The sequence below is a fragment of the Pseudomonas sp. NS1(2017) genome (genome assembly GCF_002269425.1).
Taxonomy (GTDB): Bacteria; Pseudomonadota; Gammaproteobacteria; order Pseudomonadales; family Pseudomonadaceae; genus Aquipseudomonas; species Aquipseudomonas reactans.
Window position 1 is genome coordinate 1,074,910 of record NZ_CP022960.1, and the last position, 24,822, is coordinate 1,099,731.

24 protein-coding genes are annotated in these 24,822 nt (G+C 60.9%); 11 read left to right on the forward strand and 13 right to left on the reverse strand.

The window, feature by feature from the left end; translation table 11 throughout:
• Positions 1 to 13 precede the first annotated feature (13 nt).
• Genes CI807_RS05225 through CI807_RS05235 form a run of 3 tightly spaced genes read left to right on the forward strand, consistent with a single transcriptional unit; the run spans position 14 to position 2,053 of the window.
• Positions 14 to 682 carry an amino acid ABC transporter permease gene (locus tag CI807_RS05225; RefSeq protein WP_095013956.1) on the forward strand — a complete coding sequence of 223 codons (669 nt, stop codon included), beginning with the start codon at positions 14 to 16 and terminating at the stop codon, positions 680 to 682.
• Positions 679 to 1,329: an amino acid ABC transporter permease gene (locus tag CI807_RS05230; RefSeq protein ID WP_016978951.1), complete on the forward strand. Its 651-nt coding sequence runs from the start codon at positions 679 to 681 to the stop codon at positions 1,327 to 1,329. The genes CI807_RS05225 and CI807_RS05230 overlap by 4 nt, the downstream gene beginning before the upstream one ends.
• Entirely contained in the window at positions 1,316 to 2,053 is a 738-nt protein-coding gene (locus CI807_RS05235; protein ID WP_095013957.1) for an amino acid ABC transporter ATP-binding protein, read from the forward strand. Before CI807_RS05230 ends, CI807_RS05235 begins: the two co-directional genes overlap by 14 nt.
• Here CI807_RS05235 and CI807_RS05240 read toward each other — a convergent pair.
• From CI807_RS05240 to CI807_RS05255, 4 genes are all read right to left on the reverse strand, one after another.
• Positions 2,034 to 2,564: a hypothetical protein gene (locus tag CI807_RS05240; RefSeq protein ID WP_095013958.1), complete on the reverse strand. Its 531-nt coding sequence runs from the start codon at positions 2,562 to 2,564 to the stop codon at positions 2,034 to 2,036. The two genes, CI807_RS05235 and CI807_RS05240, sit on opposite strands and share 20 nt — an antisense overlap.
• Positions 2,554 to 5,070, reverse strand: coding sequence for a fimbria/pilus outer membrane usher protein (locus CI807_RS05245; RefSeq protein WP_256578712.1), 2,517 nt, complete (start codon positions 5,068 to 5,070; stop codon positions 2,554 to 2,556). The genes CI807_RS05240 and CI807_RS05245 overlap by 11 nt, the downstream gene beginning before the upstream one ends.
• Before the next feature lie 7 nt (positions 5,071 to 5,077).
• The gene (locus CI807_RS05250; RefSeq protein ID WP_371857995.1) at positions 5,078 to 5,794 is read right to left on the reverse strand and encodes a fimbria/pilus chaperone family protein; all 717 of its coding nucleotides are present in this window, start codon (positions 5,792 to 5,794) and stop codon (positions 5,078 to 5,080) included.
• Positions 5,795 to 5,909: 115 nt separating this feature from the next.
• Positions 5,910 to 6,560 carry a DUF1120 domain-containing protein gene (locus CI807_RS05255; RefSeq protein ID WP_095017504.1) on the reverse strand — a complete coding sequence of 217 codons (651 nt, stop codon included), beginning with the start codon at positions 6,558 to 6,560 and terminating at the stop codon, positions 5,910 to 5,912.
• A 444-nt stretch (positions 6,561 to 7,004) separates the two neighbouring features.
• Between CI807_RS05255 and ppx the strand changes: the two genes are divergently transcribed.
• The gene (gene ppx / locus CI807_RS05260; RefSeq protein WP_033897523.1) at positions 7,005 to 8,507 is read left to right on the forward strand and encodes an exopolyphosphatase; all 1,503 of its coding nucleotides are present in this window, start codon (positions 7,005 to 7,007) and stop codon (positions 8,505 to 8,507) included.
• A 159-nt stretch (positions 8,508 to 8,666) separates the two neighbouring features.
• Here the strand turns inward: ppx and ppk1 are convergent, their stop codons facing one another.
• Both ppk1 and hemB read right to left on the reverse strand, forming a co-directional pair.
• Positions 8,667 to 10,889: a polyphosphate kinase 1 gene (gene ppk1, locus CI807_RS05265; RefSeq protein WP_016975844.1), complete on the reverse strand. Its 2,223-nt coding sequence runs from the start codon at positions 10,887 to 10,889 to the stop codon at positions 8,667 to 8,669.
• An 18-nt stretch (positions 10,890 to 10,907) separates the two neighbouring features.
• Positions 10,908 to 11,921, reverse strand: coding sequence for a porphobilinogen synthase (hemB, locus tag CI807_RS05270; RefSeq protein ID WP_095013960.1), 1,014 nt, complete (start codon positions 11,919 to 11,921; stop codon positions 10,908 to 10,910).
• Positions 11,922 to 12,129: 208 nt separating this feature from the next.
• Here hemB and CI807_RS05275 point away from each other — a divergent pair, with 208 nt between their 5' ends.
• Positions 12,130 to 12,765, forward strand: coding sequence for a DedA family protein (locus CI807_RS05275; RefSeq protein ID WP_095017505.1), 636 nt, complete (start codon positions 12,130 to 12,132; stop codon positions 12,763 to 12,765).
• Here CI807_RS05275 and CI807_RS05280 read toward each other — a convergent pair.
• The gene (locus tag CI807_RS05280; RefSeq protein WP_095013961.1) at positions 12,746 to 13,981 is read right to left on the reverse strand and encodes a sterol desaturase family protein; all 1,236 of its coding nucleotides are present in this window, start codon (positions 13,979 to 13,981) and stop codon (positions 12,746 to 12,748) included. The two genes, CI807_RS05275 and CI807_RS05280, sit on opposite strands and share 20 nt — an antisense overlap.
• Positions 13,982 to 14,097: 116 nt before the next feature.
• Here CI807_RS05280 and elbB point away from each other — a divergent pair, with 116 nt between their 5' ends.
• A complete protein-coding gene (elbB, locus tag CI807_RS05285; RefSeq protein ID WP_016975848.1) occupies positions 14,098 to 14,763 on the forward strand; it encodes an isoprenoid biosynthesis glyoxalase ElbB in 666 nt (221 codons plus the stop codon).
• 198 nt (positions 14,764 to 14,961) lie between these two features.
• On the opposite strand, the gene CI807_RS05290 is transcribed toward elbB, so the two are convergent.
• Positions 14,962 to 15,417 carry a YaiI/YqxD family protein gene (locus tag CI807_RS05290; RefSeq protein WP_061434562.1) on the reverse strand — a complete coding sequence of 152 codons (456 nt, stop codon included), beginning with the start codon at positions 15,415 to 15,417 and terminating at the stop codon, positions 14,962 to 14,964.
• 1 nt (position 15,418) lies between these two features.
• Entirely contained in the window at positions 15,419 to 17,314 is a 1,896-nt protein-coding gene (locus tag CI807_RS05295) for an FTR1 family protein (protein WP_095013962.1), read from the reverse strand.
• Positions 17,315 to 17,582: 268 nt separating this feature from the next.
• On the opposite strand from CI807_RS05295, the gene CI807_RS05300 reads away from it, so the two are divergent.
• The 4 genes from CI807_RS05300 to CI807_RS05315 are packed head-to-tail and all read left to right on the forward strand — an operon-like array spanning position 17,583 to position 20,726.
• Positions 17,583 to 18,977: a COG3014 family protein gene (locus CI807_RS05300; RefSeq protein ID WP_095013963.1), complete on the forward strand. Its 1,395-nt coding sequence runs from the start codon at positions 17,583 to 17,585 to the stop codon at positions 18,975 to 18,977.
• 10 nt (positions 18,978 to 18,987) lie between these two features.
• Entirely contained in the window at positions 18,988 to 19,359 is a 372-nt protein-coding gene (locus tag CI807_RS05305) for a YcfL family protein (RefSeq protein ID WP_038844227.1), read from the forward strand.
• A gap of 35 nt (positions 19,360 to 19,394) precedes the next feature.
• On the forward strand, positions 19,395 to 19,982 hold the full coding sequence (gene lpoB, locus CI807_RS05310) for a penicillin-binding protein activator LpoB (RefSeq protein ID WP_028618424.1): 588 nt from the start codon (positions 19,395 to 19,397) through the stop codon (positions 19,980 to 19,982).
• A gap of 3 nt (positions 19,983 to 19,985) precedes the next feature.
• A complete protein-coding gene (locus tag CI807_RS05315; protein WP_095013964.1) occupies positions 19,986 to 20,726 on the forward strand; it encodes a penicillin-binding protein activator LpoB in 741 nt (246 codons plus the stop codon).
• Between the two features lie 36 nt (positions 20,727 to 20,762).
• On the opposite strand, the gene CI807_RS05320 is transcribed toward CI807_RS05315, so the two are convergent.
• From CI807_RS05320 to CI807_RS05330, 3 genes are all read right to left on the reverse strand, one after another.
• The gene (locus CI807_RS05320; RefSeq protein WP_016975855.1) at positions 20,763 to 21,395 is read right to left on the reverse strand and encodes a LysE family transporter; all 633 of its coding nucleotides are present in this window, start codon (positions 21,393 to 21,395) and stop codon (positions 20,763 to 20,765) included.
• A 171-nt stretch (positions 21,396 to 21,566) separates the two neighbouring features.
• Positions 21,567 to 22,133: a mechanosensitive ion channel family protein gene (locus CI807_RS05325; protein ID WP_095013965.1), complete on the reverse strand. Its 567-nt coding sequence runs from the start codon at positions 22,131 to 22,133 to the stop codon at positions 21,567 to 21,569.
• Positions 22,133 to 24,043, reverse strand: coding sequence for an ATP-binding cassette domain-containing protein (locus tag CI807_RS05330; protein ID WP_028618428.1), 1,911 nt, complete (start codon positions 24,041 to 24,043; stop codon positions 22,133 to 22,135). Before CI807_RS05330 ends, CI807_RS05325 begins: the two co-directional genes overlap by 1 nt.
• A 50-nt stretch (positions 24,044 to 24,093) precedes the next feature.
• On the opposite strand from CI807_RS05330, the gene CI807_RS05335 reads away from it, so the two are divergent.
• Positions 24,094 to 24,561, forward strand: a complete 468-nt coding sequence (locus tag CI807_RS05335) for a TIGR02444 family protein (protein WP_095013966.1) — start codon at positions 24,094 to 24,096, stop codon at positions 24,559 to 24,561.
• Here CI807_RS05335 and CI807_RS31555 read toward each other — a convergent pair.
• A partial coding sequence (locus tag CI807_RS31555) for a hypothetical protein (RefSeq protein WP_256578713.1) occupies positions 24,558 to 24,822 on the reverse strand: 265 nt, incomplete at its 5' end. The two genes, CI807_RS05335 and CI807_RS31555, sit on opposite strands and share 4 nt — an antisense overlap.

Below are 24,822 nucleotides of genomic sequence, written 5' to 3' on the forward strand. Positions count from 1 at the left end.
ACGGAGCTGACTCATGGCGTATCAATTTGACTTCGTGCCGGTGCTGGCCAATACCGACCTGCTGTTGCGCGGCGCGCTGTTCACCCTGGAACTGACGGCCATTGGCGCTATCCTCGGCGTAGCCCTGGGCACCGTCGGCGCCGTGGTGCGGGCGTGGAAGATCCAGCCGTTTGCGTGGATCTTCGGTGTGTATGTCGAGTTGATCCGCAACACGCCGTTCCTGGTGCAACTGTTCTTCATCTTCTTCGGCCTGCCGTCCCTGGGGCTGAAGATCACCGAGTGGCAAGCTGCCGTGCTGGCGATGGTGATCAACCTGGGCGCCTACTCCACCGAAATCATCCGCGCCGGCATTCAAGCCATCCCGCGCGGGCAGCTCGAAGCCGCCGCCGCATTGGCCATGACACGCTTCGAAGCCTTCCGCCACGTAGTGCTTCTGCCGGCGCTGGGCAAGGTGTGGCCGGCCCTGAGCAGCCAGATCATCATCGTGATGCTCGGTTCCGCGGTGTGCTCGCAGATCGCCACGGAAGAACTCAGTTTTGCCGCCAACTTCATCCAGTCGCGCAACTTCCGCGCCTTTGAAACCTATGCCCTGACCACCCTGGTGTATCTGTGCATGGCGCTGATGATTCGCCAGTTGCTCAACTGGATCGGCCGCCGCTACGTGATGAGGAACAGCCGATGAGTGATTTTTCGTTCTGGGACATCGTGCGCAACCTGGCGACGGGCCTTCAATGGACATTGCTGCTGTCGCTGGTGGCGTTTGTCGGCGGCGGCGTGATTGGCTTGCTGGTGATGACCCTGCGCATCAGCCGCAAAGCCTTTCCACGCAACCTTGCGCGCACCTATATCGAACTGTTCCAGGGCACGCCGCTGCTGATGCAGCTATTCCTGGTGTTTTTCGGCATCGCCCTGCTCGGTGTGGACATCTCGCCCTGGCTGGCAGCCGCCATAGCCCTGACGTTGTTTACCAGCGCCTACCTCGCCGAAATCTGGCGGGGCTGCGTCGACTCCATCGCCCACGGGCAATGGGAAGCCTCGGCCAGCCTGGCGCTCAACCCGCTTGAGCAACTGCGCTACGTGATCCTGCCCCAAGCGCTGCGGATTGCCGTCGCGCCCACCGTGGGGTTTTCGGTGCAGGTGGTCAAAGGCACCGCCGTGACCTCGATCATCGGCTTCACCGAACTGACCAAGACCGGCGGCATGCTCGCCAACGCGACCTTTGAGCCCTTCATGGTCTACGGCCTGGTGGCCCTTGGTTACTTTTTGCTCTGCTACCCCTTGTCCCTCAGTGCGCGCTACCTGGAAAGGAGACTGCATGCCTCTGCTTAGAATTTCCGCCCTGCATAAGTACTACGGCGATCACCATGTACTCAAAGGCATCGACCTGACCGTTGAAGAAGGCCAGGTGGTGGCGATCATCGGCCGCAGCGGTTCGGGCAAATCCACTTTGCTGCGTACCCTCAACGGCCTGGAGTCGATCAACGACGGCGTGATCGAAGTCGATGGCGAATACCTCGACGCCGCACGCGCCGACCTGCGCAGCCTGCGGCAGAAAGTCGGCATGGTGTTCCAGCAGTTCAACCTGTTCCCGCACCTGACGGTGGGCGAGAACGTCATGCTTGCGCCGCAGGTTGTGCAAAAAGTGCCGAAGGCCAAGGCGGCTCAATTGGCCAGGCAAATGCTGGAGCGCGTCGGGCTGGGCGAAAAGTTCGACGCCTTCCCCGATCGCCTGTCTGGCGGCCAGCAACAACGCGTGGCGATTGCCCGCGCCCTGGCCATGTCGCCCAAGGTGCTGTTGTGCGACGAAATCACCTCGGCCCTCGACCCGGAACTGGTCAATGAAGTGCTCAGCGTGGTGCGCCAACTGGCCAAGGACGGCATGACCCTGATCATGGTGACCCACGAAATGCGCTTCGCCCGTGAAGTCGGCGACAAGCTGGTGTTCATGCACCAGGGCAAGGTGCACGAGGTGGGCGACCCAAAAATGTTGTTCGCCAGCCCGCAAACCGCCGAGCTGGCGAACTTCATCGGTTCTACCGAACAGCCGGGCTGACCAGTTCGAATTGGCCGCGGCCTTCCAGCAGCATCTCCCGACGCACCGAGAGGGCGTCGGCCGGCAGTTGAACCGCTATTTCCACCTGGGCTGTCAGCCGACGGCCCGTCACCGGCATACCGCCTGCGCTTGCAGCTAACACACGACCCGGTAACAACTGCGCGCTGGAGCTGTCATCGGGCAGCCACGACACCGGCTTGCCGTCGACCTGAGCCTGCCTCAGGTTCAAGGTAAAACGCCCCTGCCGACCAAACTGGAAGCCTTGGGTATCGGCGGCTACACCACTGAAACGCAACGCCATCGCTGAAGGGTCCGTGCAAAGCACGCTCAAGTGCAGCGTGCGCGGTGTGTCCAGCGTCATTAGCGCCCTGCCGGAGGTAGCTTGCGCTGGGCGAATCACACCATAGTCGACGCGGGGCTCACTCAGGGTTATCCGGCAATTTTCAGCCTGCACCTGGGTCGCCACAAGGGCGACCCACAACAGCCACAGGTTCCTGCGCTTAGCGAACATGGCAGACCACCGGTGCGGTTTCATAGAGTTTGTCATCGTCAGGCTCTTGCTCCGGGTTGACTTGCAGCACGCAGGACTGCGAATCCGGCAGTGAAACCTTCAAGGTTTGCGGCCCATCGATATTGCTGAGGAAAATCATGCCCTCACCCACCACGCTGGTCACAAAGCTGTCGTCCTGGCCGAACACTGCGGCGCCTTGAGGCAGTGGCCGGCCCTCTTCGTCCTGGGCTTCAAGCAACAGACGACGGACTTTCACCACATCAAAGTTGAGAATGTTGACTGAACCCCGACCGGCAGCGAGCACCTTGGTGCCGTTCTTCAAGTCGACGCGCTTGGGCAGCGATTGGGTCTGCACCTGCAGATGGTTGTTGCTGTAGGCCTGCAGCCCGGGGATCACCGCCTGGCCGCTGAAATCGGTCCATACCGGTCCTTGGGGCGTCGAAACCTTGGCCGTCCCGATATCGCCCACCGAGACAATGCCAAAGGTGTCCTGCACTGCATACGGCGAGAACGTCACCCCATGCTCATGGGCCACGATGCCGCCCTGTAGTTGGCCGGAATAGTGGGTGTTCGACGGATCGCGGTCGATACCCAAGCTCACGCGGGTATACAGCGGTAAGACGTCCACACGACCGCGCACGCTTTGCTCACGCTCTTTCATGTCCCGATCAACACCAACCTCGTAGTTCACATAGTCGTTGACCCGCTCGCTGAGGGCGGTGCCGGCATCCAGCCGGTCACCTCGACGACTGACATAAGAACTCACACGCCGATCAGCACCCAGGGGCACCGTGACCTGCAGCCTGACCGACGTGCCTTCGTCCTGCCGCTCGTCGCGACGGCTGCCCCGAACCGGGTCCAGGCGCCGAGGCTCGGTTGCACCTACCTGGGCGTCGGCGATCAGTGCGACACCCACGCCGTTGAACGTGTTGTTCCACGAGGCAAAGAGGTGATCGCTGGATTGCCCGTCGAATTGCGAATTGCGGGTAAAACCGAAGGAGAAGCCCCCCAGGGACGGGGCCGCCCAGTTCAACCCTGCCGTGTACTGGCGCTTGAAACGCGCATCGAGGTTGTACCCCCGCGACGCCTGACCGGCGTCCAGTACCTCCCGGTAGCCGCGGCTCTGCGCCGAAGCGCTCAGGTTGATATCAAGATTGGCGAATAAAGGAGTCCCCAAAGACAGCGTGCTACGCGCGCCACCCACCTCATCTTGAGCATCACGGGACAGGTTATGACGCACGCCCACGGTCATCTGATGGAAAAACACACTGCTCAGCGATCCGCCAGCCGACTGGTACTCGTCGGTACTCAGCAAACCGAAGCCCAGCGACGAGCGCTGGCCCAGCCCCCAGGTGCCGCTGCCCATGGCGACCACTGGATAATCCTGGTTGTCGATGGACGTTTCACGCACCTTGCCGAGGGAAAAGTAATATCCCGGCTCGATCGGAGCCCCACCCCGAAAGGACGCAGCGGGCACCACGAAACTGCGCTTTGCACCACGCACGTCAATCACGCTCACGTCGAGGTCGCTGGTGCTGTTCAGCAACGGTAAACCGGTCAGCCGGAACGGACCTTCCGGCACCAGGGTGGAATGGATCAATGCGCCTGATTGACGAACTTCAACCCGCGACTGGCTTTGAGCCAGCCCTTCAACCACGACATTGCTGTCGCCCGCACCGCTGCGCTGCTGTCCGTCCGGGGAGAACTGCAAGCCGGTCAGTTGCACACCGCCAAAAATCGGGTTGTTGCTGGAAATCTGCCCCACCTGGAATGTCGACTGCAACGCCGCGACATCACGCTGGGCATAGGCGTTCACCTGTTCGGTGCGCGTCTTGCCATTGTCGGAAACATAAAACTGGCGGCTACGTACAATCCAATTACCCAGATTGAATCCCGCCTCGGTATAGGCCGATACGAAGCGGCTTGACCCACTGCGCGAGTGGGTATCGAAACCCAATATGTCGTAGTTGAAGATGGCGGCCGCGCCACCCTCGGAAAAACTCCCGCCCTCCCACTCCGGCGCACGCAAGGACTGGGTCGGCACCACCAGGGTGACTTCGTCGCTGCTGGGGCGCAGCCGCACCATGGTCGCGGGGTATTCCCCAACGAAATCATGGCAGGCCTGGTCAGGGGTGATGCCCTCGCGCAAAAGCCTGGACGGGGTAACCAGACCGGCCTTTGCCAGCAACGCGGGGGTGAAGCACAACTGCCCCTGGTAATCGAAACGGGCGTCAACCAAGCCCAACGGGGTGCCATTGACTCGCAGTCCGACCACATGGATACCTTCACGAAAGCGCGCTGCGCTGCGAAAGTATTCAGACACCTGAGGATCAATCCCAAGGGAGGTCAACGCGGCCACGTCAAAACCCTGCCCCAGCTCAACCGCTGCGCTAGTGCCTGGCAGACTCCAGAGGGTCGCGAGCCCCAGCAGAATTCTGGAACGAAGCTGGGAAACATTGCTCGGCACGCTATTGGCAGAGCGACGGGTATGCCTGATCTTTTTCATAGGCCCGTCAATCCGCATCTGCTGTGACGGGCGCGCGGTAACTGTCCACCGTAAACCCGTAGACCGTGGCCGGATGAATCTCCACGGCCATTACTCCCGCCACCGAGCCGGCCGACGCGAGCGTCAGCACTTCGCCCGGCAGGATGTAGGTTCGCGGCAACGTTGCCACGCTTGCCTGCGGGTGCAGTTGTACTTCCATCCCCAGGCGCACGACGTAAGCGCTGTTGTTGTGGACCCTCAACTGATTCCCTTCACGCGTCCATGTCAGCAGCTGCCAGGGCGCGTCATGCCTGGGCAAGCCTTTGGGATGCAGGATCAATGGCAGGCTCACGCGCACGGTGATACCAATGGTCGCACCGCCGGGTGCACGTGCTTCGGGAATACCTTCAAAGGACACTCGTTTCAGACGCTGGGTCTTGAGCGGTTGCTTTGCAGTACTGATAAAGCGGACAAGTTGGGTGTCGCCCGCTTCGACCCGCGTAATCGGGGGCGTTACGATCAACAAGGGTTCCGGGTCTTCGGGTATGTTTTGTATGACCGAATGAAGTAACGCGGGGCCAGGGTCCGTGTTTTTTACGTTAAGCGCTGCCTCACCCTCTTCTTCATTTAGAATGACAACGGTTGTTTCGGGCTGCATTCCGTCTGCAACTGCCAAACCACACAAAAAAAGGCACAAGCTTATAGAGCGCAACAACGACTTCAGGATTATTGATAAAGCATTCACCGATTTTCCCCACCACCATAAAGTCGAATACCAACAAACGCGCACGTTAAAACAGCCGACACTTAACAGAGACAAGTCAGTATCTTTGCGCTCATGCCGGCTGTTAATGACGTACTTAGATGAAGTCCACTAACAGACTGGTGCGACCATCCAGCGTCACCTCACGGGTCAAGTCCAAATCCTGCGTGCGGTTGATAACGGCTTTCACTTCAAGCGTGCCTGTAAGAGTGCTGACGGATACAGGCACCGCGGTGGCACCGTCACGCCATGAATACTGGGTCGGCGTTTGGCTGATTTTACCGTCACTGTTCTGCCAACTCGCCCCCTGACCGCTCCGCATGATAGGGCTCAGGCTCCTGCCGGACGATTTCAGATCCTTGAGCGTAACGGAGTACCCACCGGTGCGCTTGTTATTGCGGGCGCCGAGGCCGAAGTTCTGAGCCTCGGAGAACCCCGCCCCAAGGATGCCTATCACCTTGCTATTGGTTTGCAGGTCGCTCAGTGCCACGCGGACCGGCGCTGAGTTCTGGCCGCAAGTGATGGTCAAGCCGACAGACTTCGCGGCAAGAGGGGTGAACCCCGTCGGCAACAAGCTTGAGGCGGGAATTTCCCGGTAATCAACGACACCGCCACCGGCGAGACTAAGGTTGCAAGCCGCCGGTTTGATAGTCCCTCGTACAATCAGCTCAGCAACATTCGTTGCGTGAGCGCCGATACTTGCGACCAAGCAAAGAACACCCACTGTCACACCAAGCATTTTTTTCATATTCAACCTGTCATCTGTAATGAGTAGGTGCATTTACAACAGCCGAAAACTCCGACCATAAATAAATAACACCACGGCAACATTGCCGAATGACAGTCTGTAGCGTTGGCACCTAATTAATGAATCAGAGAACACGTCAATATTTGTGGGAGGCGTAAAAATAAAAAGTGGGCCAAACCTAAGTACCAAGTAGGTTTAGAGTCAATTCCGATAAGCTATTAATCTCCACCTTGTAGGCAAAGTCGTAAACACCACATTTACAATCAATAGTTAACAACTCCTACAAAGAAAATCTCCACTTCTCTTTTAACTTAGAAAACCACCCTACATGTCCCACAAGAATTCCTCACAGACACCCGCAGGAAAATTACCGAAGCCGTACGCGTTGGCACCAAAGGTCGATCGTGGCACGATGGCTGGGTTATCGACCGAGACCCACAAACCATGCCGCAATCCCAAGCCAAGAATCTGTCCCTGATCGCCGCCATCGACCTGGGCTCCAACAGCTTTCACATGGTCGTGGCCAAGGCCCAGAACGGCGAAATCCGCATCCTTGAGCGGCTCGGCGAGAAAGTGCAACTGGCTGCCGGCATCGACGACGAACGCCAGCTCAATGAAGAATCCATGCAGCGCGGGCTCGATTGCCTGAAGCGATTTGCCCAGTTGATCAACGGCATGCCCTTGGGCGCCGTGCGAATCGTCGGCACCAACGCGTTGCGTGAAGCCCGCAACCGTGGCGAATTCATCCGCCGCGCCGAGGAGATCCTGGGGCATCCCGTCGAAGTCATCTCCGGTCGTGAAGAAGCGCGCCTGATCTATCTAGGCGTGTCCCACACCCTGGCCGACACCCCCGGCAAACGCCTGGTCGCCGACATCGGCGGCGGCAGTACCGAATTCATCATTGGGCAAAGATTCGAGCCCTTGTTGCGCGAAAGCCTGCAGATGGGTTGCGTCAGCTACACCCAACGCTACTTCAAGGACGGCAAGATCACCCCGGCGCGCTACGCCCAGGCCTACACGGCGGCGCGGCTGGAGATCATGAGCATCGAGCACGCCCTGCACCGCCTGACCTGGGATGAAGCCATCGGCTCGTCTGGCACCATCCGCGCCATCGGTCTGGCCCTGAAAGCCGGCGGCCATGGCACCGGCGAAGTCAACGCCGAGGGCTTGGCGTGGCTCAAGCGCAAGCTGTTCAAGCTGGGGGACGCCGAAAAAATCGACTTCGACGGCATCAAGCCCGATCGCCGCACCATCTTCCCGGCCGGCCTGGCGATTCTGGAAGCGATCTTCGACGCCCTCGAACTGCAACGCATGGACCACTGTGACGGCGCCCTGCGCGAAGGCGTGCTGTATGACCTGCTGGGCCGCCACCACCACGAAGACGTGCGTGAGCGCACGCTCACTTCATTGATGGAGCGTTATCACGTCGACCTGGAACAAGCCGCCCGCGTGGAGCGCAAAGCCCTGCATGCCTTCGACCAGGTGGCCGAGGACTGGGACCTGGAAGACGGCGTCTGGCGCGAGCTACTGGGCTGGGCCGCCAAGGTGCATGAAGTGGGCCTGGACATTGCCCATTACCACTACCACAAGCACGGCGCCTACCTGATCGAGCACTCGGACCTGGCCGGCTTCTCCCGCGAAGACCAGCAGATGCTGGCTTTGCTGGTACGCGGCCATCGCCGCAACATCCCCAAGGACAAATTCGCTGAATTTGGTGACGAAGGCATCAAGCTGATCCGCCTGTGCGTGCTGCTGCGCTTTGCGATCCTGTTCCACCACATTCGCGGCACCCAGGAAATGCCCCAGGTGACCCTGCGCGCCAATGGCGACAGCCTGGATGTGGTATTCCCGAAGGGCTGGCTGGATGAAAACCAGCTGACCCAGGCGGACTTTGCCCAGGAAGCCGAGTGGTTGACGCGGGTGGGGTTCAGCCTGAACCTGCGTTGATAGCCCATTGTAGGAGCTGGCTTGCCAGCGATGACGGCTTCGAGGCTGGCGGTGACGGTACTGAGGTCATCGCCGGCAAGCCGGCTCCTACAGAGGTGACGTATCGGCATAAAAAAACGGCCCTCGAAAGGGCCGTTTTTTATGCTGCCAGGCTAAGCCTCAATTCACCGTCAGAATCGGGCTACCCAACTTCTCCAACAACGTCGCCTGCGCACTGCGCGGGTTCTGGTTGCCGGTCGGCGTGTTGCGCACGTAGCGGCCGTCCGACTGCAGGCTCCAGCTGTGAGTGTTGTCGGTGAGGTAACTTTCCAGCTCCTTCTTGACCCGCATGATCAGCTTCTTGCCTTCCACCGGGAAGCACGTTTCTACCCGCTTATCGAGGTTGCGCTCCATCCAGTCGGCACTGGAGAGGAACATCTGCTCTTCGCCGCCATTGAGGAAGTAGAAGACCCGCGTGTGTTCCAGGAAGCGGCCGATGATCGAGCGCACATGAATGTTGTGCGACACGCCGACAATGCCCGGACGCAGGCAGCACATGCCGCGCACTACGAGGTCGATGCGCACGCCGGACTGGCTGGCCTTATACAGCGCGCGGATGATCTTCGGATCGGTCAGCGAGTTGAACTTGGCGATGATGTGCGCCGGCTTGCCGTCGAGGGCGAACTGGGTTTCGCGGGCAATCATGTCGAGCATGCCCTTCTTGAGGGTGAACGGCGCGTGCAGCAGCTTCTTCATGCGCAGGGTCTTGCCCATGCCGATCAGCTGGCTGAACAACTTGCCGACGTCTTCGCACAAGGCGTCGTCGGAGGTCAGCAGGCTGTAGTCGGTATAGAGCTTGGCGTTGCCGGCGTGGTAGTTACCGGTGCCCAAGTGCGCGTAACGCACGATTTCACCGGCCTCGCGGCGCAGGATCAGCATCATCTTGGCGTGGGTCTTGAAGCCGACCACACCGTAGATCACCACTGCACCGGCCGCTTGCAGACGACTGGCCAGTTGCAGGTTGGACTCTTCGTCAAACCGCGCACGCAGCTCGATCACCGCCGTGACTTCCTTGCCGTTACGCGCAGCGTCGACCAAGGCATCGACGATTTCCGAGTTGGCGCCGGAACGGTACAGGGTCTGGCGTACCGCCAATACGTGCGGGTCCTTGGCAGCCTGGCGCAGCAGGTCGACCACCGGGGTAAAGGACTCGAAGGGGTGCAGCAGCAGGATGTCCTGCTTGCTCACCACGCTGAAAATGTTCTCGCTGTTTTGCAGCAGTTTCGGGATCTGCGGCGTGAACGGCGTGTATTGCAGCTCCGGATGACTGTCCAGGCCGGTGATGCTGAACAGCCGCGTCAGGTTGACCGGGCCGTTGACCTGGTACAGCTCGGACTCGGCCAGGTTGAACTGCTTGAGCAGGTAGTCCGACAGGTGCTTAGGGCAGGTGTCGGCGACTTCCAGGCGCACCGCGTCGCCGTAGCGTCGCGAGAACAGCTCGCCGCGCAGGGCACGGGCCAAGTCTTCGACGTCTTCGGAGTCCAACGCCAGGTCGGCGTTTCGGGTAAGGCGGAACTGATAGCAGCCTTTTACCTTCATGCCCTGGAACAGGTCATCGGCGTGCGCATGGATCATCGACGACAGGAATACATAGTTATCGCCAGGGCCCCCTACCTCTTCCGGTACCTTGATGATCCGTGGCAACAGACGCGGCGCCGGGATGATCGCCAGGCCGGAATCGCGACCGAAGGCGTCGATACCTTCAAGCTCGACAATGAAGTTGAGGCTCTTGTTCACCAGCAACGGGAACGGGTGCGTCGGGTCGAGGCCGATCGGGGTGATGATCGGCGAGATCTCGTCACGGAAGTAACGGCGCACCCAGGTCTTGATCTTGGTGGTCCAGTGACGGCGACGGATGAAGCGGACCTGGTGTTTCTCCAGTTCCGGCAACAGGATGTCGTTGAGGATCGCGTATTGGCGGTCTACATGGCCGTGCACCAGCTCGCTGATGCGCGCCAGGGCCTGGTGCGGCTGCAGGCCATCGGCGCCGGCTTGTTCACGGGCGAAGGTGATTTGTTTCTTGAGGCCGGCGACGCGGATCTCGAAGAACTCGTCCAAGTTGCTGGAGAAGATCAGCAGGAACTTCAGCCGCTCCAACAGCGGGTAGGACTCATCCAGCGCCTGCTCCAGCACGCGGATGTTGAATTGCAGTTGTGACAGCTCGCGGTGGATGTACAGGCTGCTGTCATCCAGGTTGGTCACCGCCGCCACCGGGGCCGGCACGGGCGGCTCGGCTACCACGGCAGGCGCGGCGGGCTCATGCTCCGGCGGGGTTTCGGTGACTTGTTCAACCACCGGGTGAGCGTCTTTTACGGCAACTTCTGAGAGTCCTTCGGTATTCATCGAATGTTCCTGTGAGGGCTATTGTTGCTCTCTAAGCAATTGGGCGGCGCGGGCGGCGAAGTAGGTCAGAATGCCATCAGCCCCGGCGCGTTTAAAGGCTGTCAGGGATTCAAGGATCACCCCTTCACTCAGCCATCCATTCTGTATTGCAGCCATGTGCATCGCGTACTCGCCGCTGACCTGGTAGACAAACGTCGGCACTTTGAATTCTTCTTTGACCCGGTAAAGGATGTCCAAGTACGGCATCCCCGGCTTGACCATCACCATGTCAGCGCCTTCGGCCAGGTCGGCCGCCACTTCGTGCAGGGCTTCATGGCTGTTGGCCGGGTCCATCTGGTACGAAGCCTTGTTGGCCTTGCCCAGGTTAAGCGCCGAACCTACCGCATCGCGGAACGGCCCGTAATAGGCGCTGGCGTACTTGGCCGAGTAGGCCATGATGCGCACATTGACGTGACCGGCCAGCTCCAGGGCTTCGCGAATGGCCTGGATGCGCCCGTCCATCATGTCCGACGGGGCAACCACCTGGGCGCCGGCAGCGGCGTGGGACAGGGCTTGCTTGACCAGTGCATCAACGGTGATGTCGTTCTGAACATAGCCGTCTTCGTCCAGAATGCCATCCTGGCCATGGGTGGTAAACGGGTCCAACGCCACGTCGGTGATCACCCCAAGCTCCGGGAAACGCTCGCGCAGGGCGCGGGTGGCGCGCTGGGCGATCCCGTCCGGGTTCCAGGCTTCGGCAGCATCCAGGGACTTGAGTTCAGACGGCGTAACCGGGAACAACGCCAACGCCGGAATCCCCAGTTCGACCCAACCGGCAGCTTCTTCAAGCAGCAAATCAATGGTCAAACGCTCCACACCGGGCATCGAAGCCACCGCTTCCCGACGATTTTCACCGTCCAGTACAAAGACCGGCAAGATCAGATCATTCGCCGTCAGTACGTTTTCACGTACAAGGCGGCGAGAAAAATCATCACGACGATTGCGACGCAGACGGGTGGCGGGGAACAGACGATTGGCAGGGGTAAAGCTCACGACAGACTCCTGAGCCCGGGTTCACGGGCGAGCGTTGCAGTTATAAGCGGCCATTATGACGAAGGTATGACAGTTGTGCTTAAGGATGCGACCTGTAGTCGCATTCGTCATTTCCGTAGGAATTGTTCACTTCGTGACACATCTCGATACTTTCATGAATCTTCGTGAAGGCGTAGGCTGCGCGTTCATTTCGCCAGCACCCCAGACCATGCTTCAACAATTTCTGCATGACTTCGGCTACTTTGCGCTCTTCCTGGGCACCTTCTTTGAAGGCGAGACCATTCTTGTTCTCGCAGGCTTCCTGGCGTTCCGTGGCTACATGGATATCAACCTGGTGGTGGTCGTTGCCTTTTTCGGCAGCTACGCCGGCGACCAGCTTTGGTATTACATGGGCCGCAAACACGGTCGCAAGTTGTTGGCGCGCAAGCCGCGCTGGCAATTGATGGGTGACAAGGCCCTGGAGCATATCCGCAAGCACCCGGATATCTGGGTGCTGAGCTTCCGCTTCGTCTACGGGTTGCGCACGGTCATGCCGGTGGCGATCGGCCTGTCCGGCTACCCACCTCTGCGCTACCTGATCCTCAACGGGATTGGCGCGGCGATCTGGGCGTTGGCTCTCGGCGCTGCGGCCTATCACTTCGGCGCGGTGCTGGAAGGTATGTTGGGCAGCATCAAGAAGTACGAGCTGTGGGTGCTGGGCGCGTTGCTGCTACTGGGCTTCGGCCTGTGGCTGCGCCGCCGCATCAAGAATGCGCGCATCGCTCGCGAGGCCTGTGCCGAGGCCAAGGCCCGGCTCGCGGCCGAGCCGGTCCCGGTCGAAACGCCTAAGACACCAGCCGAGTAAACCGGCTTCTGCAGCAGTAGAGGCCAATCACGCTGAGCAGGCTGTAGCTCAGCAGGCCCAGCCAGCCCAGGTTGCTGGCGGGCCACAGCCCAACCAGCGGCGCCAGCCACACCAGCGGCACATTCAGCACCAGCCGTGAAAGCTCCGCCTTCAGCGCCCACGGGCGATTCTCCAAGGCCACACCCAAGGTAAACAACCCCAGCGCCATGGCACTCCAACCCAGGATCAGCGCCGCCGTGGGCAAACCTTCGCCGAAATTCATCAAATAGCTGCCAAAACCCACATACGCCGCAAATTGCAGGGCGATGTAGACCTGCTGGCGACCATCCAGCGGCACTTCGAATTTACGGAACTGGGTCAGGTCATGCTTGGCCAGCGGGTACTTGGCCTTCACATCCGCCGGGCGCCAACCGGTGCGCATGAACCAGATGCGCAACTTGTCCCACCAGCGCTCGGTACGTCGCGCATCACTCCACAACTGCGCATAAAACTGCAGGTTGGCCCACAGCGGATTCCAGCTGGCCAAGGGCGTGGTCACGCCGAAAATCACTGGTTCGTTGTCGTCCTCTTCCTGGAAGGTGCCGAACAGCCGGTCCCAAATAATGAACACCCCGCCGTAGTTGCGATCCATGTAGAGAGCGTTCTGTGCATGGTGGGCCCGATGATTGGACGGCGTGACGAAAAACCATTCATACCAGCCAAGCTTGGGCACATGCCGGGTGTGTACCCAGAATTGATAGAGCAAATTGAGCGACGCCACGCTGATAAACACCACCAATGGCACACCGAGTACGGCCAGTGGCAGGTAGAAAATCCAGCTCAGCAGGAAGCCAGTGCTGGTCTGGCGCAGGGCGGTGCTGAGGTTGTAGTCCTCGCTCTGGTGATGCACCGAGTGCGCCGCCCACAGGATGTTGCGTTCATGGCCCATGCGATGCAGCCAGTAGTAGCAGAAGTCGTAGAACACAAAGGCGAATACCCAGGTCCAGACGCTTTGGGCCGGGAGATCAATCAATGCAAGATGTTTGAGGGCGAACGCGTAGGTCAAAATCCCTACACCCTTGGTCAACAGCCCTGTGGTGGTGGACAGCACGCCGGTGCTGAGGCTGTTGATGGCATCCGCCACCCGGTAGTTGCGCTCGCCGCGCCAGTGGTCGGCAAGCAGCTCCACCACGATCAAGGCGATGAAAAACGGTACCGCATAAGGCACGAAGTCCATGGTCTGGTCCGGTTTGTTTTTGTTACATCTAGATTAGGTGCAGCGGCGCAAGAGCCCATTGGCAACAGGTGACAAATTAGTAGACATTTAACGCCATGACCCTAGGAGAAATGCCCATGAGCAAAAAGATTGCAGTGATCCTTTCCGGCTGCGGCGTGTATGACGGCGCAGAGATCCACGAAAGCGTGATCACCTTGCTGCGCCTGGACCAGCGCGGTGCTCAGGTCCAATGTTTTGCCCCGAACATCGCGCAACTGCATGTGATCAACCACCTCACCGGCGAAGAAATGCCCGAGTCGCGCAATGTGCTGGTGGAGTCGGCCCGGATTGCCCGCGGTGATGTGAAAGACATCCGCGAAGCCAATGCTGAAGACTTCGATGCGCTGATCGTGCCCGGCGGGTTTGGCGCGGCGAAGAACCTGTCGAACTTTGCCGTGGAAGGCGCAGGCTGCAGCGTCAACCCACAGGTGCTGGAGCTGGCCGAGGCTTTTGCCGAAGCGGGCAAGCCAGTGGGGCTGATCTGCATCTCACCGGCCCTGGCGGCAAAGATCTATGGCCCGGGAGTGACCTGCACCATCGGCAACTGCGCCGACACCGCCGCCGCGCTGGACAAGATGGGCGCCACCCATCAGGAGTGCACGGTGGAAGATATTGTCGAAGACAAGGCGCGCAAACTGGTGAGCACGCCGGCCTATATGCTTGGCAAAAACATCAGCGAGGTCGCTTCAGGGATCAACAAGCTGGTGGACCGGGTGCTGGAGTTGACCCACGAAAACGACTGATTGCCCCAACTGTGGCGAGCTGGCTTGCGTGGTGAGCGGGCTTGTTGTGGCGAGCGGGCTTGCCCCGCGTTGGGTGGCGAAGCCGCCCTAATCCAGGCAATGCGGAAAGTCAGTTAGAACACGGTTGTATGTTTTAGGGCTGCTGCGCACCCCAGCGCGGGGCAAGCCCGCTCGCCACAAAAACTCTTCGCCGCAGGGTCAGGGTTGGCGCATCAGGCGCGTGAGGATTCGGTCCAGGGCATTGGCAAACGCCTGCTTTTCTTTTTCACCGTGAGGCGGTGGCCCCCCACCCATCTGGCCCTGTTCACGCAGATCCGTGAACAGGTTGCGCACCGCCAGGCGTTCGCTCATGTTCGCCGGGCTGAACTCCTTGCCCCGTGGATCGAGGGCGGTGACGCCCTTTTTCACCAGGCGGTCGGCCAACGGCACGTCGCTGCAGATCACCAACTCGCCAGGCACCGCGTGCTCTACGAGATAGTCATCCGCCGCGTCCGGACCGCTGGGCACCACAATCAGCTTCACACACGCAAAGCTCGGCTTGATCTGGCTCTGCCCGGCCACCAGCACCACCTCGAACTGACGCTTGAGGGCGAACTTCACCACCTGGTCCTTGGCTGCCCGAGGGCAGGCGTCGGCATCGATCCACACGCGCATGTCAGGCCGCCACTCGGCGTTTCTCGGCCAACCGACTGCGACCATACAGCACCACAATCGCCAGGATCGCCACCGCCTGCGCACTCAGCGAGTACGCATCGGCGTGGATGCCCAGCCAGTCGAAGTCAAAGAACGCCACCGGTCGCGTGCCGAAGATGCCGGCTTCCTGCAATGCCTTCACGCCATGCCCGGCGAACACCACCGACAGCGCACACAGCAACGCCGCGTTGATGCCGAAGAACAGCGCCAGCGGCAGCTTGGCCGAACCGCGCAGAATCACCCACGCCAGGCCCACCAGCAGCACCAGCGCCGTTGCACCACCTGCCAGCACGGCGTTGTGCCCGGCCGGGCCGGCTTGCAGCCACAGGGTTTCGTAGAACAAGATCACTTCAAACAGCTCGCGATACACCGAGAAGAACGCCAGCATCGCAAAGCCAAAACGCCCGCCCCCGCCTACCAGGCTGCTTTTGATGTAGTCCTGCCAGGCGGCCGCGTGGCGGCGGTCGTGCATCCACACGCCGAGCCACAGCACCATCACGCTGGCGAACAGCGCCGTGCAGCCTTCCAGCAATTCACGCTGGGCGCCGCTCACGTCAATCACATACGCGGCGAGCGCCCAGGTCGCCAGGCCCGCCAACAGCGCCAGCCCCCAGCCCACGTTGACGCTACGCACCGCCGACTGCTGGCCGGTGTTGCGCAGGAACGCGAGGATCGCGGCGAGCACCAGGATGGCTTCCAGGCCTTCGCGCAGCAGGATCAGCAGGCCGGAGATGTAGCTCAGCGACCAGCTCAGGCCGTCGCTGCCCAGCAAACCGGCGGACTCGGTGAGCTTGCCTTTGGCCACATCCAGGCGCTGCTGCACCTGCTCGACCGGCAAACCGTCCTGCAACGACTGCCGATAGGCCATCAGGGCCTTCTCGGTGTCCTTGCGCACGTTGGCGTCGACGTTATCCAGCGAGCTTTCCACCAGCTCGAAGCCTTCCAGGTAGGCAGCTACCGACAGGTCGTAGGCCTGTTCGTGGTCGCCGTTGCGGAACGCGGCCAAGCTCTTGTCCAGTGTAGTGGCGGTGTAATCGAGCAACTGCGCCGGGCCACGCTTGACCTGCGGCGGTTGCGCACGCTGGGCGCGGAATGTCGTCGCGGCAGCCTCACCGTTGGCGGCCAGGACTTCGTTCGGAGTCTGGCGCGCCAGGTCGGCGAGGTTGAACGGTTGCTCGCTTTTCGCGGCGGCCGGGTCGGCGGTGAAGCCAGCAATGTAAGTGGCCAGGTCCCAGCGCTGACGGTCGTCCAGTTGATCAGCGAAGGACGGCATATCGGTGCCTTCGACGCCCAGGCCGAGGGTGTTGTAGATCGCGTAGAGGCTCAAGCGGTCCAGGCGCACAGGGTCGCGCAGATTGGCCGGTGGCGGCGTCATACCGACGCTGGCCGGGCCATCACCAGCGCCCGCGGTGCCGTGGCACACCGAGCAATGCTGGGCGTAGAGCGGCGCACCTCGCGTTGGATCAGGGGTGATTGCCGGGGCCTGGCTGACTTCATAGGCCACGGCCAGTTGGGCACCCAATTGGCGGGCTTGCCGAGCAACCGTTGCGCCGTCCTGATGGGCGGTTACCGCCGCTAACAGTTCGTCGACGCCTTTGACCAACGCCGCGCGTTCCGGGCGTTGCGGCAGTTCTGCCACCAGCCCCTGCAACACCCCGAGAAACTCCACCTGTTCGCGGTATTCGGATTCATCGATAACCTTGCCCGCCTCCACCGTCGGTGGATAGTCAGCACCAATGTAGTCCAGCAAATGCAGGGCTTGCGGGGCGCCCTCGGCAGTTGCGGCCAACAGGTTGAAGCTGCACGACATCAACGCCGGCACTAGTAGCCAGGCGAGAAAACGGAAGGGGGCAGTCATGAACGAATCTCAAATGGAAATACGAAGTAACACATTGTTAGGGCTTAAGGGGTTTGACTCAAGGCGTAAGTGATTTGTCGTTGGTAAAAGCGAGGCATTTTAAGAAGCGGACTGGTGGCGCATTGGGCGACTTCGTCGGGCAAATAGCCATTGTTTTGCCAGTAATGGCGCTTATAATGCCGCGCCCTGTTAGTGCGAAAGGGAATTTCGTTCCTCGTTTTTATGAGGAATTACCACAGTGGTTACTACTTTCAGGGAAGAAGGCTGCATGGCATTTCGCGCTTTACCTTTGCTTGCGCTCTCGGCGGTGGCGTTGTTGTCGGGCTGTTCGATGTTCCGCAGCTATGACACCGAGTTGCAGGCTACCAATCAGCAGTTGGCCACCGGGAATGTCGACGCGGCGTTGACGCTGCTGGAAAAGAACAACAGCGGTGAAGACAAGGACTTGCTGTATTTCTTCGAGAAGGGTGAGTTGCTGCGGGCCAAGGGTGATTTGACGGGGAGTCAGACCGCCTGGCGCAGCGCTGATCTGCAGGTCTACAAATGGGAAGAGGCGGTCAAGTTCGACAGCGCCAAGTACCTGGCCCAATTCGGCAGTTTCCTCGCCAACGACAAGGTGCGGCGCTACGAAGGTTATGACTACGAAAAGGTCATGCTGACCACGCAGATGGCCCTGAACCTGCTGGCCTTGAACGACTTCGATGGCGCACGCACTGAGATCAAGAAAACTCACGAACGCGAAGCGGTAATCGCGGACCTGCGAGATAAGGAATACCTCAAGCGCGAAGACGAAGCGGAGCGTGAAGGTGTCACCACCCAGGTGAAAGACCTGCGCGGCTACCCGGTGGAAGCCCTGGATGCTCCGGAAGTGGTCGGCCTGAAGAACAGCTACCAAAGCGCGTTCAGCCATTACCTGGCTGGTTTCGTCTACGAAGCCCTGGGCGAGAAAGATCTGGCGGCCCCCGGTTACCGTAAGGCGGCTGAGTTGCGCCCCAATACCCCATTACTTGAACAGGCCTTGCTGGACCTGGACAAATCCAAGGTCGGCGCCGATGAAACCGACGTGCTGATTGTGGTGCAGAGCGGCCTGGCGCCGGCCCGCGATTCGATTCGCCTGCCGATCCCGATCCCGATCAACGGCAATCTGGTGATCACCCCGCTGTCGTTCCCGGTGATCAAGGCCGACACGTCCACCGCGACCTTCGCCCAGATCGGCGTCGACGGCCAGCAACGGAACCTCACAGCCCTCAACAGCACCACGGCCATGTCCCGCCGTGCCCTGCGCGATGACATGCCGGGGATCATCCTGCGCACCACGGTGCGTGCGGTCAGCCGTGGCGTGGCGCAAAACAACCTGAACAAGACCAACCCCATGGCGGGCCTGGTGCTGGGTATCGCCTCGGCGGTCACCGAAGGCGCCGACACCCGCACCTGGCGCACCCTGCCGGACATGACCCAGGTGACGCGCCTGCGCCTCAAGCACGGCGAGCACCAAGTCAGCCTGCCCAACGCCTTTGGCGGCACGCTGGTGACGGTCAAGGCCGACCAGCGTTATCAGGTGATCACCCTGCGCGTGGTGGGTAATCAGGTATTCGCCGGTGGCCTGGCCACCCATGTGGTGCCGAGCACCGCTACCCAGGCCGTCGCCCTCAAACAACCTTAAGGAGCACGCTATGCGTCATTTCATCCTCGGTGCCCTGGCGCTGGTCCTGCTGGCCGGCTGCGCCACCCCGCCACCGCCGGAGCCTGGCAGCGCCGCCAGCAAAATCGTGGTGATGGGCAAGTTCAAGGGCATCGCCGTCGGTGCCATCCGCGTTGCGCGCGAAAACGGTTTCCTCACCGCCAAGGTGCAGTTGAGCAACATCACCAGCAGCAACCAGACGATGTATTACCGCTTCGCCTGGCTGGGCGCTGACGGCTTCCCGGTGGGCGACGAAGAAACCTGGAAAGTACTGAACCTGTACGCCAACCAGGCGACCTTCCTGCCGGCCATTGCCAACCTGCCGCAGGCGGCGGACTTCCGCCTTGAAGTGAAGACGCCTTGAGCCGTTCCCCTTTTACGTTTCAGAGAGAATTCCCCATGTTTGCACGCTTCTCGATGCTCGCTGTCGTTGCCCTGCTGGCCAGCGGCTGCTCCAACACCTCGCCCGTATTGGGCAGCAAGAACATCAGCTACGGCGACACCAAGGCCGTGGAAACGGTGACCAACGAGTTCGGCTCCACCGACCTGCAGATGATCGCCGAAAGCATGACCCGCTCCCTGGCCCAGTCCGGCATCTTGCAGGGCCGCCCGGTGGTGCAGGTGTATGACGTGAAGAACAAGACCAGCGAGTACATCGACACTCGCGAGATCACCACGTCGATCAAGACCCAGCTTATGAAAACGGGTACTGCCCGCTTCGCCAGCGACAACACCGACATGCAGAGCCAGGTCGACCAGCTCAAGCTGCAGAACCAGAGCGGCCTGTACAAGAAGTCGACCGTCAGCAAGACCGGCAACATGGTCGCCGCCAAGTACCGTCTGGAAGGCTCCATCAGCTCCATCGTCAAGCGCAGCTCGGACTACAAGGACGTGTTCTACAAATTCAGCCTGCAACTGGTCGACGTCGAGAGCGGCCTGGCCGAATGGATGGACGAAAAAGAAATTCGCAAGACCACGGAGCGCTAAGCAATGCGTGCATGGATCGGCATGATCGGCCTGCTGTGCGCCTTTGGCGCCTCGGCCGCCCCGAAGATCGCGGTGACCGACCTGGCCTACGAGGCGCGGGTCGAGGAATACATCCACCAAGTATCGGCCAGCAACAACTTCCAGGCAAGCAGCCACCACGCCAGCGGTGCGTCGAACTACAGCGAGTACGAAAGCCGTACCAGCTATATCGAACAGACCGAGCTGCGCAAATTCAGCGGTGACATCAAGGGCGAGATTCTCAAGTCGCGTCAGTTCCAGCTGGTGCAAGGCACGCCTTACACCGCAGATGCCAAGGGTGACGTCTACGACGTGATCAAGCGCATCAAGGCCGGTCACTTCAAAGGCGCCGACTACGTGCTGTTCGGCACCTTGTCGGACATCGACTTCACCCAGGACATCAACGCCCTGGACCACACCAACAGCTACTCGGCCGTGCTGGGTCTGACACTGGTGGCGGATTTCAGCCTGATCAATACACGCACCTACGAGATAACCTCGGCGTTCACCGCCATGGGCGAAGGCCAGGACACCAAGCTGGTGAACAGCCGCGATGTGCGCGTGAGCCTGAACCGGCCGCGTGTGGTGAAGGACGTGTCGAAAGCACTGGGTGAGGATGTGGCGCGGCAGTTGGCGGAGCAATTGGGGGGCGGGTATCAAGACCCGGGCAAGCCGGCGCTGCGCAACAACCTGCCAAGGGATGAGGCACCCAAAATCCTGCGTTGAACCCCGTAGGAGCCGGCTTGCCGGCTCCTACAACGGTTACGCGGTCGCGCGATGAAGGCTGGCGAGAAAGCCGGCAGCGCCGACAAACAACCCGGCAAACGTACGGTTCATGCGTTTCTGCTGCTTAGGCGTACGCAACAGGCGCAATACCTTCGACGCCAACCCCGTATAGCCCGCCATCACCACCATATCGACGCAGATCATCGTCGCCCCCAGGATCAGGTACTGGGTCAGCAGCGGCGCCTGCGGGTTCACGAACTGCGGCAGCACCGCCAGCATGAACACCAGAGCCTTGGGGTTGCTGGCATTGACCAGAAAACCACGGAACATCATCGCCATCGGCTTGCCGATCGGGCGCACCGCCGCGTCATCGGTCATGTCCATGGGAAGCGCGCGCCATTGCTTGATGGCCAGGTACACCAGGTACGCCACGCCAAACCACTTGATCGCATAGAACGCGGTGGAGGACGTCGCCAGAATGGCACCCAGGCCGCAAGCGACGACGGCAATCTGCATTGCCAGCCCAAGTTGCAGGCCAATCGCGTTCCAGTAACCGCGCAGGAAACCGTATTGCAGGCCGCTGGACATCGAGGCGATAGCGCCGGCGCCGGGGGAAAGGGAGATGATCCAACTGGCCAGGAAAAAGGCCAGCCACGTATCGAGTGCCATTGCACACCTCAGGAGGGAGTTTGCTGTTGTGCCTTAAGCTAACTCCGCCGACCAAAGGCTGGCTATAGATTTTTTGTAGGAGCGAGCTTGCTCGCGAAAAACCCACAGGCAATGCGAGCCAACTGAATGCGCTGCGTTATCGTTGACGATCCTTCGCGAGCAAGCTCGCTCCTACAGAGGAGATAGAGGAGTGCCCGGCCAACGCCGCACAGAGCGCTGAAAGAACAGGCTGTTGGGCACTTGAACCATTGCGCTGTCGGTACCGGCCTCTGCCACTTCGACCAACGTGGTGTAGAGCAGGTTGATTGCCACGACCCGGCCCTTCACGCCCGGCTTGTCGACGGTATCCACCAGTTCGACAATATCACCCAGGCGAAACGGCCCGACGGTAAAGATCAGAATGGCGCACAGCAGGTTGGACAGCACCGACCACATGGCGAAGAACGCCACGGCGGCAACCGCGACAAACCCCGACAACGCCGTCCACAACACCGTGGCGGACACACCCAGGCGCCCCAGCACAAAGATCAGCGCACTCCCCATGATCAGCCAGCGCAGACCACCGCGCAGCGGCATCAGCAGTTGCGGCGGGAACGGGTAGCGCTCACCCAGGCGAGTCAGGCCTTTGGCAACAAAGCGCTGGGCGAGGTAACCGGCCAACAGGATCAGCAGGATTTGCACGCCGATCCATACGGGCTCAACCCACTGCGTCGGTATCGGCAACTGCAACGCTTCCATCAGGACAGCGCCTCCAGCTCCGCTTGCAGGGTTTCGAGCAATTCGAGGGCTTCCATCCAGGTTTCCTCCAATTGCCCTTCACGTACCTTGAGCTTGGCCTGTTCGGCCAGCAGGTCGCGCAACTCATCCTTGCGGGCGGCCTCGTAGACGGCGCTGTCGCCCAGGCTGGCTTCGATCTTGGCCAGGCGCTCATGCACCTTGCCCAGTTCGGCTTCCAGCTTGTCAGCCTCACGCTTGTGCGGCGCCAGTTGCTGACGCAAGGCGGCGGCGGCCTGGCGCTGAGCCTTCTTGTCAGTCTTGTCCGGGTTGACCGGGGTGTTGCTGACCGGCGCGTTGCGCAGGCGGTAGTCCGTCAGCCAGCGCGCGTAGTCGTCCAGGTCGCCGTCGAATTCCTCGACTTTGCCGTCCGCCACCAGCAGGAAGTTATCCGTGGTGCTTTTGAGCAAATGGCGATCGTGAGACACCACCAGTACCGCGCCGCTGAACTCCTGCAGCGCCATGGTCAGCGCCAAGCGCATTTCCAGGTCAAGGTGGTTGGTCGGTTCGTCGAGCAGCAGCAGGTTCGGACGGTCCCAGGCGATCAACGCCAGGGCCAGTCGGGCTTTTTCGCCACCGGAGAAGTTCAGCACCGGCTCGTCGATACGCGCACCACGGAAGTCGAACCCCCCGAGGAAGTCGCGCAGGGTCTGCTCGCGTTCGGTCGGCGCCAGGCGCTGCAGGTGCAGCAACGGGCTGGCCTTGGAATCGAGAGAGTCCAGCTGATGCTGGGCGAAGTAGCCCACCACCGTGTTCTCGCCACGGGTGAGGCGGCCGGCCAGGGGGGAAAGCTCACCGGACAGGTTCTTGATCAGCGTCGACTTACCCGCGCCGTTGGGGCCAAGCAAACCGATGCGCGCACCCGGCGTGAGCTGCAGCTTCACTTTTTCCAGGATGGTTTTGTCGCCATAACCCAGGCGTGCATCGGAAAGATCCAGCAACGGGCTGGAGATTTTCACCGATTCGCGGAACACGAAGTCGAACGGCGAGTCGACGTGGGCCGCCGACAGCTCTTCCATGCGTTCCAGGGCCTTGATTCGGCTCTGGGCCTGACGGGCCTTGGTGGCCTGGGCCTTGAACCGGGCGATGTAGCTTTCCATATGCGCACGCTGCGCCTGTTGCTTCTCGAACGCCTGTTGCTGCTGGGCCAGACGTTCGGCGCGAGCGCGTTCGAATGCGGTGTAGCCGCCACGGTAGAGCGTGATTTTTTTCTGTTCGACGTGGGCGATGTTGTCGACCACGGCATCGAGGAAATCCCGGTCGTGGGAAATCAGCAGCAAAGTGCCCTGGTAGCTCTTGAGGAAGTCTTCCAGCCACAGGATCGCATCGAGGTCCAAGTGGTTGGTCGGTTCGTCGAGCAACAGTAGGTCCGAGGGGCACATCAGCGCCTGGGCCAGGTTCAGGCGCATGCGCCAGCCGCCGGAGAAGTCTGCGACCGGACGGTCCATTTGTTCGTTGGTAAAACCAAGGCCTGCGAGCATCTTGCGGGCGCGGGCGTCGGCGGTGTAGCCGTCGGCACTGTCGAGTTCCGAGTGCAGGCGGGCCTGGGCGGCACCGTCCTGGGCTTTCTCGGCCTCGGCGAGGTCGTGTTGCACCTGGCGCAGACGCAGGTCGCCATCGAGCACATAGTCGATCGCAATGCGGTCCAGGGTGTCGATCTCCTGGCGCATATGGGCGATGCGCCAGTCGGCCGGCAGCAGGCAGTCCCCGGAATCCGGGGTTAGCTCACCCAGCAACAGGGCGAACAACGTGGATTTGCCGGCGCCGTTGGCACCGATCAGGCCGGCTTTGTGACCGGCGTGCAGGGTCAGCTCGGCGTCTTCGAGAAGACGTTGCGGGCCACGCTGTAATGTTAGGCTTTGAAGTCGGATCATAATGGCGGCGGAGTCTACCAGCTTCGTTCGCCGCTGGCTTGGGTGTGAATATGTGCACTGACCTGTGGAGCTTTGCCCTTTCGACTTACGCCCGCCCAGGGTGCGAAGCCGCTTGCCTGCGTTTACAGGATCGAGGTGCGGATGTGTGCCTGTTGCTGTGTGGCGCGTGGCTGGAGCAGCGCACGGTGACAGTGACCGCCGAACGCATAGAAGCGCTGAAAAAAATTGCCAGGCCTTGGCAGACACAAGTGATTGAACCGTTACGACAAGTGCGCACGCAGTGGCGCACCCTGGCGCAGCAGGATGAGGATTTGGCAGGGTTGCGCGAGCGGGTCAAAGCTCTGGAATTGGAGGCTGAACGGCAATTGCTGGCGCGTTTGGAAGCGCTGGCGCGAGGGTGGCCGATGGAAAATGCCAGAGGTCAGCAACGATGGCTGGAAAGACTGGCGGCTGAGGATGCCGCCAACCTTGACCACGACGCGCTGCAGCAGCTGCGCGTCGTGGTCACCAACGCTTAGGAAGCGCTGGTTGGAGTGGTGCTTGGCGCCACCGGGGCAGGCGTGCTGCTGGCCGGTGCAGTTGGAGCGGTGGACGCTACCGGGGTAGCAGCAGGCGTTGCTGGCTTGGCCGGTGCTGGTTTCGCGGCAACTGGCTTGGCAGCGGCCACTTTGGCAGCCGGTTTCGCAGCAGCAGGTTTGGCCGCTGGTTTCGCGGCTGGTTTCGCAGCAGCAGGTTTAGCGGCCGGCTTGGCGGCCGGTTTTGCAGCAGCAGTTTTGGCA